We start from the raw sequence: 14,340 nt of genomic DNA on the forward strand, positions 1-14,340 counted from the left end.
CCGGTGCCGCGGGTCAGCGTCGGGGCTCTGACCCATGTTCGGTAGGCGACAGTCCGGCGGCGCGGCGGCGCCGCCCCCGCCGATGCCGCAGATGCGGAATCCGGCCCCGGCCACGCCGGTGCTGCGCGACGCGCCGGCGCCCGCGCCGGCCCAGCGCCCGGCGCCGGCGGCCCCGGTCGTCGTCGAGACCGCGCGCTCGGAGGATTACTACCGCACCAAGAGCCTGATCTTCGGCGCCCTCATCGAGGCGATCGACCTGACGCAGCTCTCGCGCCTCGACGCCGAGACGGCGCGCGAGGAGATCCGCGACATCGTCACGGAGATCATCGGGCTCAAGAACATCGTCCTGTCGATCTCCGAGCAGGAGGAGCTGCTCGACGATATCTGCAACGACGTGCTGGGCTACGGCCCGCTGGAGCCGCTGCTCGCCCGCGACGACATCGCCGACATCATGGTCAACGGCGCCCACCGGACCTTCATCGAGGTCAACGGCAAGATCCAGCTGACCAGCGTGCGGTTCCGCGACAACCAGCAGCTGATGAACATCTGCCAGCGCATCGTCAGCCAGGTCGGCCGGCGCGTCGACGACGCCTCGCCGATCTGCGACGCGCGCCTGCCGGACGGGTCCCGCGTCAACGTCATCGCGCCGCCGCTCGCCATCGACGGCCCGGCGCTCACGATCCGCAAGTTCAAGAAGGACAAGCTCACCCTGGAGCAGCTCGTGCGCTTCGGGGCGATCTCGCCCGAGGGCGCCGAGGTCCTCAAGATCATCGGCCAGTCGCGCTGCAACGTGGTCATCTCGGGCGGCACGGGCTCGGGCAAGACCACGCTGCTCAACTGTCTCACCGCCTTCATCGAGCACGACGAGCGGGTCATCACCTGCGAGGACGCGGCCGAGCTGCAGCTCCAGCAGCCGCACGTCGTGCGCCTGGAGACACGGCCGCCCAACATGGAGGGCCAGGGGCAGGTCACCATGCGCGACCTCGTGAAGAACTGCCTGCGCATGCGCCCCGAGCGGATCATCGTCGGCGAGGTGCGCGGACCGGAGGCCTTCGACCTGCTCCAGGCGATGAACACCGGCCACGACGGCTCGATGGGCACGCTCCACGCCAACAGCCCGCGCGAGTGCCTGTCGCGTATCGAATCGATGATCTCGATGGGCGGCTTCACCTTGCCGTCGCGGACCCTGCGCGAGATGATCTGCGGGTCGATCGACGTCGTGATCCAGGCGATGCGCCTGCGCGACGGCTCCCGGCGCATCACCCACATCACCGAGGTGCTCGGCATGGAGGGCGACGTCATCACCACCCAGGACGTGTTCCTCTACGACATCGTCGGCGAGGACGCGAACGGCAAGCTGATCGGGCGTCACCGCTCCACCGGCGTCGGCCGGCCGAAATTCTGGGAGCGCGCCCGCTACTACGGCCTGGAACAGCGGCTCGGCGAGGCGCTCGACGCCGCCGAGGTCGTCGACCGGACCTGAGCCGATGGCGGACGCCTCCAACCTGCCGATCGCCGCCGGCCTCGCCGGCATCGCGGTGGCCGCCATCGCCTACGTGGCGGTCCTGCCACTGCTCGGCGGCGAGCGCCGGGCCACCAAGCGCCTGAAGACGATCAGCGTCTCCGCCTCGGGGGCGGCGACCCGGGGCGTCGCCGTCAACCGGCGCGAGCAGGTCGCCAAGACGCTGAGCGAGATCGAGGCGAAGGCCAAGGGCGCCTCGAAGGCCAGCGTCGAGTTGAAGCTCGCCCGCGCCGGCCTCGGCTGGACGAAGCAGACCTTCTACGGGGTGTCGGCCCTGAGCGGCGTCGTCTTCGGGCTCCTGCTCTTCGTCATCACCGACAACGCCCTGGCGGCGCTCGGCGCCGCCTTCGCGGGCGGCTTCGGCCTGCCGGCCTACCTGCTGCGCCACCTGCGGCTGAAGCGCATCGCGAAGTTCAATAAGGAGCTGCCCAACGCCGTCGACGTGGTGGTCCGCGGCATCCGCACCGGCATCCCGGTGGGCGACTGCTTCCGCATGGTCTCGCGCGAGGCCGAGGAGCCGGTGCGCAGCGAGTTCCGGACCGTGGTCGAGACGCAGGCGATGGGCCTGTCCCTCGGCGAGGCCTGCACGCGGCTGTTCGAGCGCGTGCCCACCGCCGAGGTGAACTTCTTCGCCATCGTGATCAACATCCAGCAGCAGTCGGGCGGCAACCTCTCCGAGGCGCTGAACAACCTCTCCACGGTGCTGCGCGACCGCGCCAAGATGCGCGGCAAGGTCCAGGCGATGAGCATGGAGGCCAAGGCCTCGGCCTCGATCATCGCCTGCCTGCCATTCGCTGTGGCGGGCATCACCGCGCTCACCAGCCCCGACTACATCTCGCTGCTCTGGACCACCGACACGGGCAAGATCGCCCTGGTCGGCGCGGCGATCTGGATGTCCATCGGCATCTTCACCATCAAGAAGATGATCGCCTTCGAGTTCTAGGCGCGGTGCGCCGTCTGCCGGATCCCGCTCGATGATCGACGCCATCGCCGAGAAGCTGTTCGATCCCCGCTTCATGGGCACGCTGCTGACCGCCGTCGCGGCGGCCGCGACCGCCTACGCGGTGGCGCAGCCCTTCCTGGAGACCGACCGCCTCGGCAAGCGGATGAAGCTCGTCAGCGACGAGCGCGAGCAGATCCGGCGGCGCGAGCGGCTGAGCGCGGAGCGGACCGGAAGCCGGGCGACGCTGCGCACGGAGCCGAAGGCCTACATGAAGTCGGTCGTCGAGAAGTACCAGCTGCGCCGCTGGCTCGGCACGGACACGGCCAAGCGCAAGCTGATGCAGGCAGGATACCGCGGCCAGGGGGCGGAGACCGCCTTCCTGTTCTTCCGCCTCGTCGTGCCGGTCGCGGCGGTGATTGCGGCCCTGTTCTACCTGTTCGTGCTGGAGGTGCTCGACGCCTCGTACCTCATGCGGTTCGGGCTGGTGATCGGCGCGGCCTACATGGGCATCAAGGCGCCCGAGCTGTTCCTGGTGAACACCGCCAAGAAGCGCCAGACCGAGATCCGCAAGGCGTGGCCGGACGCCCTCGACCTCACGCTGATCTGCGTCGAATCCGGCATGGCGATCGAGAACGCGTTCCGGAAGGTGAGCACCGAGATTGCCACCTCCTCGGTCGTGCTGGCCGAGGAGCTCGCGCTGATGACTGCCGAGATGTCGTTCCTGCCCGACCGGCGTCAGGCCTACGAGAACCTCGTGATGCGCACCGGCCTCGAGCCGGTGAAGTCCGTGGCGACGGCGCTGATCCAGGCCGAGCGCTACGGCACGCCGGTCGGTCAGGCGCTGCGGGTGCTGAGCCAGGAGAGCCGCGACATGCGCATGAACGAGGCCGAGAAGAAGGCGGCCGGGCTGCCGCCGAAGCTCACCGTGCCGATGATCCTGTTCTTCCTGCCCGTGCTGTTCGTCGTCATCATCACCCCGGCAGTCATCCAGATCATGCGGACGCAGTGACGGCCGGGATGGCGCGGGGAGAGGCTCAGCGGATGCGGCCGGGGCGGGTCGGCTCGAACACGATGCGGCGGTGGTAGGCGCACCAGCTCTTGCCGTCGGACACGGGGGCGCCGCAGCAGACGGCGCGGTCGTTCGGCTCGCCGATGATGTACTTGCACACGAAGGCGCCGGACTGCGCGAAGGGCACGCGCAGGTCGGCCGACGGCTCCTCGACGGTCTCGGCGTCGCCGATCTGGGACATGCGGACGAGTTGATTCATGGTGTCGATCGGCTCAATAAGCATCCTGCACGGTGGGTCGGGTACCCGGGCAGACAGGGAAGGTTTGAACGCATCTCGTTCAGGCGACGTCCCCGTATCGCGTCCGCGAGCGGAACGTCCGGGGCGGCCAACACGATGCCGGCCGGACGGCCGACGCGATTGGCGTCATCATGGTGTCGTAACTGGGGTTACGGCTCTTTAAAACAAGACCAGCCTGCGCTGGATGCATCGGACCACGGTGCGGGATGCGTAGCTCATCCGATCCGGCGCGCGCTCGATTGGCATTGGCGCGGCTGACGAATCCGCCCGAACGCCGCCGTCCCGCGGTGGCCCGGGCGTGCAACGCTGGGCGACCTGTGGTTCTGTGAGCCCGCAACGCGAACAGAGCCGGATCCGCCGACCATGGCCCAAGCGCCCCTCGTGTCACCCGAATGGCTGCACGACCGCCTCGCGGCCCCCGACATCGTCGTGCTCGACGCCTCTTGGTACCTGCCCGCAGCGGGCCGCGATCCCGAGGCCGAGTTCCGCACCGCCCACATTCCCGGCGCCCGCCGCTTCGATCTCGACGCCATGAGCGACACCGAGTCGAACCTGCCGCACATGCTGCCGCGGCCCGAGGTGTTCGCGGCGCGGATGCGGGCGCTCGGCGTCGGCGACGGCATGCAGATCGTCGTCTACGACGGGCAGGGGCTGTTCTCCGCCCCGCGGGTCTGGTGGATGCTCAAGGCCTTCGGCGTGCGCGACGCGCTGGTGCTGGACGGCGGCCTGCCGGCCTGGGTGGCGGCGGGCTACCCGACCGAGGAGGGCGAGCCACGCCAGCCCGAGCGGCGGCACTTCACCGCCCGCTTCGACCACGGCGCCGTGGCGGACGCGGACGACGTCGCCCGCGCCCTGGACAGCGGCTCGGCGCAGGTCGTCGACGCCCGCTCGGGCACGCGGTTCCGCGGCGAGGAGCCGGAGCCCCGCCCCGGCGTCAGGCCGGGGCACATGCCCGGCGCGCGCAACCTGCACTACGCGGCCCTCCAGCGCGACGGCCGGATGAAGAGCCCCAAGGAGTTGAAGGCGGTCTTCGCCGAGAACGGCGTCGATCCGGACCGGCCGATCGTGACCACCTGCGGCTCCGGCGTGACCGCGGCGATCATCGCGCTGGCGCTGGAGACCTTGGGCCGCCCGGCGCGGGGGCTCTACGACGGCTCCTGGTCGGAATGGGGCGCCGACCCGGCCCGGGCGGTGGCGACGGGCGCGCCGTAGCGCGCCGCGCTCGGGGCGCCCGCCCCGCAGCCTCGCGACCTTAGGCCGGCCGCACCGCGCGGCGCTTGTCGGCGGCGCTCCACTGCATCAGGCCGACCATCACCGCGATGGTGGCGACGTAGACCAGCCCCTGGAGGGCGGTCGGACGGTCGGTGTAGCCGACCAGGGCGTGCAGGACGCGGCCCGGCCAGGAATTCTCGGCGATCACGCCGGAGCTGTTCCAGAGGGTGTATCCGAGGACCTCGACCACCCCGGCATTCGCCAGGAACTGCGCCGCCTGCGCGGCGAGGCCGGCCGCGAGGAAGATGATCAGGACGCTGGTCACCGAGAAGACGTAGCGGCTCGGAATCGAGGCGAGCCCGAGATAGGTCACCGCCGAGAGGAGCGCGCCGGCGCCGATGCCGGCGACCGCACCGAACTGGATGTCGGCGCCCGAGGTGCCCGAGGCCACGAGGCCGTAGAGGAACAGGACCAGCTCGGCCCCCTCGCGCAGGATCGCGGCGCCGATCACGATCGACAGGGCCGCTGCCTCCCGCTCGCCCGAGCGCACCGCCGCGCCGGCGGCGCGCAGTTCGCCCGCCAGCTCCTTGCCGTGCTTGCTCATCCAGGTGTTGTGCCAGATCAGCAGCAGCACCGCGACGATCAGGACCGCGGCGTTCAGGATGTCCTGCCCGCTGCCCTCGAACGCGTCCGAGATCGTCTCGGCGAACAGCGCCACCAGGGCGGCGCCCGCGAGGCCGCCGGCGATGCCGAGCAGGACCCAGCGCATCCGGCCCGGGATGCCGCGGGTGGCGGCCAGCACGATGGAGATGATGAGGCCCGCCTCGATGACTTCGCGGAAGGCGATGACGAAGGCGCCGATCATGGCGGTCTCCAGGGTTTGTGAGGTCGTGTGACGCGGCGCGCGCGGACCGCGCGCTACCAGATCCAGAACAGGAGCACCCAGTTGGCCACCGAGAGGGCGGCCGCGCCGGCGATGCAGGCCGAGGCCGCCACTCGGCGGAGGCCGCCGGCGGCGAGACCCGCCACCCGCCAGGCCAGCCAGACGCTCCACAAGCTGGCGCCGGCGAGCATGCCCGCGCGGATCTCCGCCACGTAGGGGATCACGATGCCGTCGCCGCGCAGGAACGTCACGGTGAGCGCCGACAGACCCAGGAACACGCCGCAGCCCGCGACCGGGATCAGCGTCTGGGTCAGGTGGTGGAAGCGCCGGAGCGACCAGCCGCCGAGGCTCAGGGTCGCGAGCGCCACGATCCCCGACAGGGCGAGCCCGAGGACGATCGTCGCGGCGCCGATGTAGGCCAGCAGCAGCCCGCCGTCGAGGAGCGTCATGACGTCGTTGCGGTCGGGGTAGTTCGTCAGCACGAACCAGGGCGCCGAGTGCTCCAGGGGCCACGTCGTCCCGCGCTCGATGAGCCACGTGGCCGCCCATTGCTTGGCATCGACGAACCAGGGACTCGAGGACCACTGGAAGGCGCCCACCGCCAGCGCCAGCATGCCGAACAGGATCAGCATGGTCTGGTCGAGGCTGGGCTCCGCGCCGGCCACGTGGACGATCTCGTGGTTGGGCGAGCGCAGGGCGAGGCGCACGGCGCCGCGGTGGCCGCTGCAGCGGCCGCACATGTGGCAGGCGCCCGCGCCCCGCATGGTCTTGACCGGCACGAGGGGCGCGCAGTTGAAGGACTCGGTGCCGCCGACGGGCTTGGGCGAGCCCGCCCAGGCGGCGCGGTCGACCTGGAAGCTCACCGGCGCGAGCTTCGACAGCACCGCGAAGACGCCGTTGACCGGGCAGAGGTAGCGGCACCAGACGCGCTTGTTGCGCCCGTACAGCAGCCCGACCACGATCGCCGCCAGGGTCGAGCCGCCGAGCACCGCGAGGACCGGCTTCGGGTAGCCGTACACGCTGGTCATCTGCCCGTAGACGGTGGTTCCGGCGAAGGCCACGAACGGCCAGCCCTGCCAGGTGATCCAGCGCGGCACGGCGTAGCCGCGGCTCCACCGGCTCGCGAACTCGCTGAGGGCCCCCTCCGGGCAGAGCACGCCGCACCAGGCCCGGCCGACCAGCACCATGCTGACCAGCACGAACGGCCACCAGATCCCCCAGAAGGCGAACTGCGCGGCGAGCGTCAGGTTGGTCCAGATGTGGGCGGCGTTGTCGGGCAGCGGCAGCAGGGCCGGCACGATCACCAACACCGCGTAGACGGCGACGATCAGCCACTGCACGGACCGGATGATCCAGCCGTACCGGCGCAGCGCGTCGCCGAACCGGGCGAGCCGCGCGTCGACCGCGGAGCGGCGCGGCGTGACGTCGGCGAGGGCCAGGGAGCCGGGCGCTGTCGTGGACGCGCTCATTTGGCCACCAGGGTCGCCTTCGCTTCCGGGTGGAAATCGTCGAACACCTGGTAGGTGCCGGCATCGAGGGTGCGGAACACGATCGCCGAGGTCGAGCCAGCGGCCAGCGCCTTCTCGCGGCGCAGTTCCGTGCTCTCGAACTCCACCGGCGTCTGGCCGGTGTTCGAGATCTCCAGCTTGAACCGGGTGTTGGCCGGAACCTCGATCACCGTCGGGATGATCACGCCGTCACGCATCTCCACCTTGATGACCGGCATGTCGTCGGCGCGCGCGGGCGCGGAGGCCGACGCGGCGGCGACCAGCAGCAGCGGGATGGCTCGGACGAGGGAGCGCGGCAGGCGGGACACGGTCAGCTCCGGCACTCTCAGTAGGCGCCCTTCTTGCCGACGCCGGCGAAGGTGAAGTCCTGGGTGATCTCGAAGGGCTCGAACCACGGGCCGACGCCCGTCTCCTTGTCGACGTGGCGGCCGAAATGGCTGTCCTTGCCGGGCGGCGCGACGGTGACCTTCAGACGGTAGCGACCCGGGCCGAACAGCTTGACGTTGTCGCCGTAATGCGGCCCGTCATTGGCGACCATCGGCATCAGCATGCCCGACACCGTCTGGTCGGTGGGCTTGTCGCCGTCGAGCTTCACCGCCTCGAAGCGGACGTCGAGCGCCGGGATCCAGTCCCCTTCCGCGAAGCCGTTCCGGTTGTCCTTGGCGGCGCGGATATCGGTCTCGAGGTGGATGTCCGACTTGGCGGCCTCGCGCATCATGCCGGGCGGATCCATCTCGATCGGCTGCAGGTAGACGGCCGCGACCTCCAGGCCGTTACGCGTCACGTGCGGACCGATCGGCACCTCCTTGGCGGCCGCGGCACCGGCGAACGCCAGGAGCGAGGCCGCGGCGAGGCCGCGGAGAACCGGGAGGATGTGCGAGGCGTGCATGCGACCGCACATAATCCAGGCCGCAGGAAGTTCAAACCGGAATCGCACGACAGTCAAATAATAACAATTCTAACCTGGCGGTCAGCCGATCCGACATGACGGTATTCGCATGTCGTTGCATCGAAAAAGGTCGATCACGACGCACTTTCACGACGCTATTCGGGGTGCGATGCCCCCTGGATCTTGACGAATCCGGCGCAGGCTGGATCGTCACGCCAGTGCCATGCGACGAACCGAGGATGCGAGGCGGCAAGGCCATGGATCGCGCGATGGTCCGCGATCACGAGCGCGCGACCCGGCTTGCGCGGCCCCGTGACGCGTTTTAGCAAATGCTATACTTTTCTGTGAGTCGGATGAGATCCCGTTCCGTGTCCCTGGTCCGCACCGCGGCGCTCGTCCTGGCCGTCCCTCTCCTCGCGCCCGCCGCGCGGGCGGCCGACATCTCCCCGCCGCGCCCCGCCGCGGCGCCGTCCTACACCGACTGGTCGGGGGGCTATGTCGGCCTCGAGGGCAGTGCCGGCGGGTCCTACGGCGCCTACAATTTCGGTCCGACGACGATCGGCGCCCGGCCGGTCCCGGCGTTCAAGAGCGGCGATTCCACCGGCCGCAGCGACCAGGGCAAGAACGCCACGACGGCGGTGGGCGGCCTGTTCGGAGGCTGGAACTGGCAGGCCGGGCCGTGGGTCTACGGCGTCGAGGCGAGTCTCGACGCGGCGAATCTGAAGCGGCCCGTCCCCTCGACGATCGCGGGCTTCGGCTACGCGGACGTGGACCCGGCCTTCAACATCGTGCGCGCCAAGACGGATCTCTACGGCACCCTGCGCGCCCGGCTGGGCTACAGCTTCGACCGCTACCTGATCTACGGCACCTTCGGCCTCGCGGGGGCGAACGCGCGCATCCTGGCGAACTACCCGGACCTCGACACGGGCGGCCAGACCACCGCGCGGCGGGACCTCGGCTACGTCGGCTTCACCCTCGGCGCGGGCGTGCAGTACGCCATCACCGACAGCCTCGCGCTGGGCATCGATTACCGCTACATCGATCTCGGGGGCAGCCGGCGCTTCCCGCTGGGCACGGTGCCCGGCGACGCGGGCGGGCCGGTCACGACTCGGGCGCGCTTCACGTCCAACGAGCTGTTCGCGCGGCTGATGTGGTTTCCGGACGGGCTGAAGGTCCCGCCGGACCCGGACGAGACCGCTCCGCACGATCCCGACAACGGCGATACCGGCCGCTTCTCGCTCCACGGCCAGACGACGCTGATCGCGCAGGGCGTTCCCGGCTTCCGCTCGCCCTACGAGGGCGCGCAGAGCCTGATCCCCCATCAGGCCCGGCAGACCACGACGGCCACGATCTTCCTCGGCCTCAAGCTCACCGACAGCACCGAGGTCTACTACAACCCCGAGTTCAGCCAGGGCTTCGGCCTGTCGCGGACGCTCGGCGTCGCCGGCTTCGTCAACGGCGAGGCGCAGAAGGCCGGCGCCCCGTTCCCGAAGCTGCGCTCGAACCGCTACTACGTGAAGCAGACCTTCGGGCTCGGCGGCGAGACCGTGGAGGTGCCGGACGGACCGAACCAGGTGGCCACCCGCTACGACGCCGAGCGGATCACGCTGATCGCCGGCAAGTTCGCGCTGGGCGACTTCTTCGACGGCAATATCTACGCGCACGACCCGCGCGTGGACTTCTTCAACTGGTCGCTCTGGGGCTCCTCGGCCTGGGACTTCCCGGCCAATCTCCCGGGCTTCACGCAGGGCGTCTACGCCGAGTACAACCGGCCGGAATTCGCGATCCGCGCCGCCTACACGCAGGTGCCCAAGGAGCCGTCGAGCGACGTGCTCGACCCGCGGGTGTTCCGGCGCGCGGGGCTGAACGTCGAGTTCGAGGAGCGGCACGTCGTCCCGTGGCTGGAGCAGCCCGGCAAGATCCGTATCGGGCTGTTCTCGAATGTCGGCGTCTCGGCCAACAACCGCGACGTCGTCACCCTGACGCAGCTCGGCCTGTTCGACGACATCAACGACGCCGTCGCGGCGACGCGGTGCCCCCGGCGCAAGACCGGCGGCTACATCAACCTGGAGCAGGCGCTGACGCCCGAACTCGGGCTGTTCGCCCGGGCGAGCCTGAACAACGGGCGCACCGAGAACATCTCCTTCACCGACATCGACCGGAGCTTCTCCGGCGGCCTGTCGCTGAAGGGCAAGGCCTGGGACCGGCCCGACGACACGGTCGGCATCGGCGCCGCCGTGAACGGGCTCTCGCCCTCGCACCGGGCCGCCTTCGCGGCCGGCTATCTCGGGCTGCTGATCGGCGACGGGCGCCTCAACTACGGCACCGAGCGCGCGCTGGAGACCTACTACGCCCTGAACCTCACGAAGTTCGTCACCCTGACCTTCGACTACCAGTTCATCGACAATCCCGGATACAACCGCGATCGCGGGCCGGCGCACTTCTTCGCCTCGCGGCTGCACGCGGATTTCTGATCGACGCCGGTCAGAGGGCCTCCGGCCGGAGTGCTCGGACGCGATGCGACTTCGCGAGCGGAGCGAAGCGATCGAGTCGGGGCTCCGGACGACGCGCCCCGTGGGTCGCTGCGCTCGCGACGACGGCGGTGTGGCCCGATGGCGCGGCCCCGCTCACTCCGCCGCCTCGATCGCGGTCGCCCCGAAGATCGCCTCGAAGGCGGCGCGGAGCTGCATGTCGACCTCGGCCATGCTCACCGGCAGGCCGAGATCGACGAGGCTCGTCACGCCGTGCTCCCGGACGCCGCACGGCACGATGCCGTCGAAATGCGCGAGGTCGGGCTCCACGTTCAGGCTGATGCCGTGGAAGCTGACCCAGCGGCGGACCCGGATGCCGATCGCCGCGATCTTGTCCTCGACGCCGGGCCCCTTCTCGGGCCGGCGCACCCAGACGCCGACCCGGTCCTCGCGGCGCTCGGCGCGGACGTTGAAGGCGGCCAGCGTCTCGATCAGCCACGCCTCCAGGCTCGCCACGTAGGCGCGCAGGTCGCGGCTGCGCCGGTCGAGATCGAGCATCACGTAGGCCACCCGCTGGCCGGGGCCGTGATAGGTGTACTGCCCGCCCCGCCCCGTCGCGTGGACCGGGAACCGGTCCGGCGCGACGAGATCCTCCGGCCGGGCCGACGTGCCCGCCGTGTAGAGCGGCGGGTGCTCCAGCAGCCAGACGCATTCGGGCGCCGCGCCGCGGGCGATCGCCTCCGCGCGGGCCTCCATCCAGGCGAGGGCGGCGGCGTAATCCACCGCCGCGTCGCTCACGCGCCAGCCCACCGGGCCGGCGACCGGATCGGTGCCGGGCCGCTTCGGGAAGGCGGGCGGGCTGACCGTGAGGCGGGGCGCGTTTACCAAGAGTTCACCATCCTGCGTCGATGGTCGAAGCCTTCAACATCCGCGGCCGGCGGTTGCAAGGTTCCGGCTGCGAGACGGGATGGCGGACGGTGGCGGTCTTCGAGACCCTGAAGGTCGATCTGACGGTGGTGCTGGGCCGGGCCCGCATGCCGCTGCACATGCTCCTCCGGATGGGCCGCGGCGCCGTGATCGAGCTCGAAGCCAGCGACAGCGACATGGTCGAGATCCTGGCCAACGACCACCCGATCGCGCGCGGGCAGATCGTGGTGACGGGCGACCGCATCTCCGTGGAGGTGACAGAGCTGATCCGCAAGGCGGCCTCGATCGTCGAGCCGGGCGTCAGCATCGGCGACGGCGCGGCGCCTTTCCTGGAGGGCGGCTACGATTCCCCGTGACTGCGCTTGTCGGCGGCCGGACGATCTGTTATCCGCTGCGCCGCGCGACACGAAAGCGGCCCCGGGTTCTCCCGCGGCGCGCGACGGTCGGGCGAACGGACCGGTCTTCGCGTCCGATGCGGCCATGGCGGAATTGGTAGACGCGCTAGCTTGAGGTGCTAGTCCCGAGAGGGGTGGAGGTTCGAGTCCTCTTGGCCGCACCACATTGTTTCGGTTGCCCGGACCTGCGGCAACCCGGATGTGGTGCATGACAGGGCGGTGCGCCGCCGATCACGACATACCATCATCTGAACCTACGCACCGGGTCGGGCCTCGCGTGCTGCTCGCACGCCAGCCCGGGCGCCTGCGCCCGACCAGGGGCTGCGCGAGGACCGCTCGCATCACTCCGCGCCGGGACGTCACAGGATCAGTCAGTGAGCCGACGGAGTGCCGGACGCCCGCAGCACGGCGGCATCTCCCCGTACGCGTGCGGGGTCAGGCGGTGGCGGTCCTTGAATCGGTCGGAATCCTCGAGCGCGACGCGGCTCCATCTCTGGCGCGGCGCCGGCGCTCCATCGGAACGCGCGGCGCCCAGCCTGAGCGGGCCGCAACCCGGCCCTGCTCCGGCCCCGCATTGACTTCGCAACCGCACACACGCATATCGGCGACGCAGCGTCAGCGGCCGCCACGGCCCGCATGAGGGGGCTGCGTGACGGATCGGGCGCCTCCCCGGCGTGATCCGGCCCCCCTCTTCATAACGTGCATGCACCCGGGCCGCCCCATCACGCGGGCTGCCCCCTGCCAACGGACCGGCTCATACACGGCACAGCTCGCGAGCGACGCGAGGCGCCCGGCCGGCCCTGCTGCATCGGATACATCCTTGACCCAATTCACCGATTTCGGCCTCGCCCAGCCCGTGCTGCGGGCGCTCAGCGAGGCCGGCTACGTCGCGCCAACCCCGATCCAGGCCCAGGCGATCCCGCCGGCCATGGCGGGCCGCGACCTCTGCGGCATCGCCCAGACCGGCACCGGCAAGACCGCGGCCTTCGCGCTGCCGATCCTGCACCGCCTCTCGCTCTCGGACCGCCGCGCGCCGCGCCGCGGCTGCCGGGTGCTGGTGCTCTCGCCGACCCGCGAGCTCGCCAACCAGATCGCCGAGTCGTTCACCGATTACGGCCGGCACCTGTCCTACACCACGACGGTGGTGTTCGGCGGCGTCACCATCAGCCGCCAGGAGCGGGCGCTGGCGCCGGGCGTCGACGTCCTCGTCGCCACCCCCGGCCGGCTGATCGACCTCGTCGACCGCCGCTCGCTGACCCTGGAGGGCGTCGAGATCCTCGTCCTCGACGAGGCCGACCAGATGCTCGACCTCGGCTTCATCCACGCCCTCAAGCGCATCGTGAAGATGCTGCCGCAGAAGCGCCAGAGCCTGTTCTTCTCGGCCACCATGCCCAAGAACATCGCGGGGCTGGCGTCCCAGTACCTCACCGATCCGGTCCAGGTCGCGGTGACACCGGTCGCCACCACGGCCGAGCGGGTCGAGCAGGAGGTGATCTTCGTCCATACCGGCGCCAAGCAGGCGCTGCTGGGGCACATCCTGCGCGATCCGGCGATCGAGCGCGTGCTCGTCTTCACCCGGACTAAGCACGGGGCCGACCGGGTCGTGCGCGGCCTCGACAAGGTCGGCATCGCGGCCGCCGCGATCCACGGCAACAAGAGCCAGCCCCAGCGCGAGCGGGCGCTGGCCGCCTTCAAGGACGGCTCCTGCCGGGTCCTGGTCGCCACCGACATCGCGGCCCGCGGCATCGACGTCGAGGGCGTGAGCCACGTGGTCAACTTCGACCTGCCGAACGTGCCGGAGAGCTACGTCCACCGGATCGGCCGCACGGCCCGCGCCGGCGCCGACGGCCTCGCCATCTCGTTCTGCAACGACGAGGAGAAGGCCTACCTGCGCGACATCGAGCGCGTGACCCGGCAGAAGGTCCCCGTGGCCGGCTTCCCCGAGGGCTTCACCCCGCCGTCCCGCCAGGAGGCGGCCGAGATCGCCCGCGAGGAGGAGCGCCGGCCCGAGCGTCCGCAGCAGCGCCCCGGCGGCGGCCGCCAGGGCCAGCGGCCCCGGCAGCAGCAGGGCCGTCCCCAGCAGGGTCGGCCCGAGGGCGGCCGCGGCTTCGGCGGTCCCGGCCAGGGCGCGCCCCGTCAGGGTCGACCCCAGGACGGCCGCGGCGACAACCGCGGTGACAATCGCGGCCACGCCCCGCAGGGCCGCGACGCCCGCGCGGACCGGCCCGCCCGCCCGCAGGGCGAGCGCCCGAACCAGGGTCGCCCGAGCCGCGACGCCCGGCT

13 protein-coding genes and 1 tRNA gene are annotated in these 14,340 nt (G+C 70.9%); 8 read left to right on the forward strand and 6 right to left on the reverse strand.

Annotation, left to right across the window (positions count from 1 at the left end; genetic code table 11):
- Window positions 1-34: 34 nt before the first annotated feature.
- The 3 genes from ACLBYE_RS14670 to ACLBYE_RS14680 are packed head-to-tail and all read left to right on the forward strand — an operon-like array spanning window position 35 to window position 3,474.
- Window positions 35-1,483: a CpaF family protein gene (locus ACLBYE_RS14670; protein WP_447694733.1), complete on the forward strand. Its 1,449-nt coding sequence runs from the start codon at window positions 35-37 to the stop codon at window positions 1,481-1,483.
- Window positions 1,484-1,487: 4 nt separating this feature from the next.
- Window positions 1,488-2,465: a type II secretion system F family protein gene (locus tag ACLBYE_RS14675; protein ID WP_020095644.1), complete on the forward strand. Its 978-nt coding sequence runs from the start codon at window positions 1,488-1,490 to the stop codon at window positions 2,463-2,465.
- 31 nt (window positions 2,466-2,496) lie between these two features.
- Window positions 2,497-3,474, forward strand: coding sequence for a type II secretion system F family protein (locus ACLBYE_RS14680; protein ID WP_020095643.1), 978 nt, complete (start codon window positions 2,497-2,499; stop codon window positions 3,472-3,474).
- Window positions 3,475-3,499: 25 nt separating this feature from the next.
- Here ACLBYE_RS14680 and ACLBYE_RS14685 read toward each other — a convergent pair whose 3' ends face one another.
- Window positions 3,500-3,733 carry a GcrA family cell cycle regulator gene (locus tag ACLBYE_RS14685; protein ID WP_020095642.1) on the reverse strand — a complete coding sequence of 78 codons (234 nt, stop codon included), beginning with the start codon at window positions 3,731-3,733 and terminating at the stop codon, window positions 3,500-3,502.
- A gap of 402 nt (window positions 3,734-4,135) precedes the next feature.
- Between ACLBYE_RS14685 and sseA the strand changes: the two genes are divergently transcribed.
- Window positions 4,136-4,984, forward strand: a complete 849-nt coding sequence (sseA, locus tag ACLBYE_RS14690; protein ID WP_447694734.1) for a 3-mercaptopyruvate sulfurtransferase — start codon at window positions 4,136-4,138, stop codon at window positions 4,982-4,984.
- Between the two features lie 40 nt (window positions 4,985-5,024).
- On the opposite strand, the gene ACLBYE_RS14695 is transcribed toward sseA, so the two are convergent.
- Genes ACLBYE_RS14695 through ACLBYE_RS14710 form a run of 4 tightly spaced genes read right to left on the reverse strand, consistent with a single transcriptional unit; the run spans window position 5,025 to window position 8,264 of the window.
- Window positions 5,025-5,849, reverse strand: a complete 825-nt coding sequence (locus ACLBYE_RS14695) for an FTR1 family iron permease (RefSeq protein WP_447694735.1) — start codon at window positions 5,847-5,849, stop codon at window positions 5,025-5,027.
- Between the two features lie 53 nt (window positions 5,850-5,902).
- Entirely contained in the window at window positions 5,903-7,336 is a 1,434-nt protein-coding gene (locus tag ACLBYE_RS14700) for a 4Fe-4S binding protein (RefSeq protein WP_447694736.1), read from the reverse strand.
- On the reverse strand, window positions 7,333-7,683 hold the full coding sequence (locus tag ACLBYE_RS14705) for a cupredoxin domain-containing protein (RefSeq protein WP_026605320.1): 351 nt from the start codon (window positions 7,681-7,683) through the stop codon (window positions 7,333-7,335). The genes ACLBYE_RS14700 and ACLBYE_RS14705 overlap by 4 nt, the downstream gene beginning before the upstream one ends.
- 17 nt (window positions 7,684-7,700) lie before the next feature.
- Window positions 7,701-8,264, reverse strand: coding sequence for an iron transporter (locus ACLBYE_RS14710; protein ID WP_447694737.1), 564 nt, complete (start codon window positions 8,262-8,264; stop codon window positions 7,701-7,703).
- A gap of 353 nt (window positions 8,265-8,617) precedes the next feature.
- Between ACLBYE_RS14710 and ACLBYE_RS14715 the strand changes: the two genes are divergently transcribed.
- On the forward strand, window positions 8,618-10,738 hold the full coding sequence (locus ACLBYE_RS14715; protein WP_447694738.1) for a carbohydrate porin: 2,121 nt from the start codon (window positions 8,618-8,620) through the stop codon (window positions 10,736-10,738).
- A gap of 153 nt (window positions 10,739-10,891) precedes the next feature.
- Here ACLBYE_RS14715 and lipB read toward each other — a convergent pair whose 3' ends face one another.
- A complete protein-coding gene (lipB, locus tag ACLBYE_RS14720) occupies window positions 10,892-11,623 on the reverse strand; it encodes a lipoyl(octanoyl) transferase LipB (protein ID WP_091927707.1) in 732 nt (243 codons plus the stop codon).
- 89 nt (window positions 11,624-11,712) lie between these two features.
- Here lipB and ACLBYE_RS14725 point away from each other — a divergent pair, with 89 nt between their 5' ends.
- The 3 genes from ACLBYE_RS14725 to ACLBYE_RS14735 form a co-directional block, all read left to right on the forward strand.
- Complete coding sequence (locus tag ACLBYE_RS14725; protein WP_020095633.1) at window positions 11,713-12,018, forward strand: FliM/FliN family flagellar motor switch protein; 306 nt, start codon at window positions 11,713-11,715, stop codon at window positions 12,016-12,018.
- Window positions 12,019-12,136: 118 nt separating this feature from the next.
- Window positions 12,137-12,221: transfer RNA gene (locus ACLBYE_RS14730), tRNA-Leu, on the forward strand.
- A 656-nt stretch (window positions 12,222-12,877) separates the two neighbouring features.
- Window positions 12,878-14,340, forward strand: a 1,463-nt coding sequence (locus ACLBYE_RS14735; RefSeq protein WP_447694739.1) for a DEAD/DEAH box helicase, incomplete at its 3' end; no start/stop codon positions are given.

It is taken from the genome of Methylobacterium sp. A52T (genome assembly GCF_053346095.1).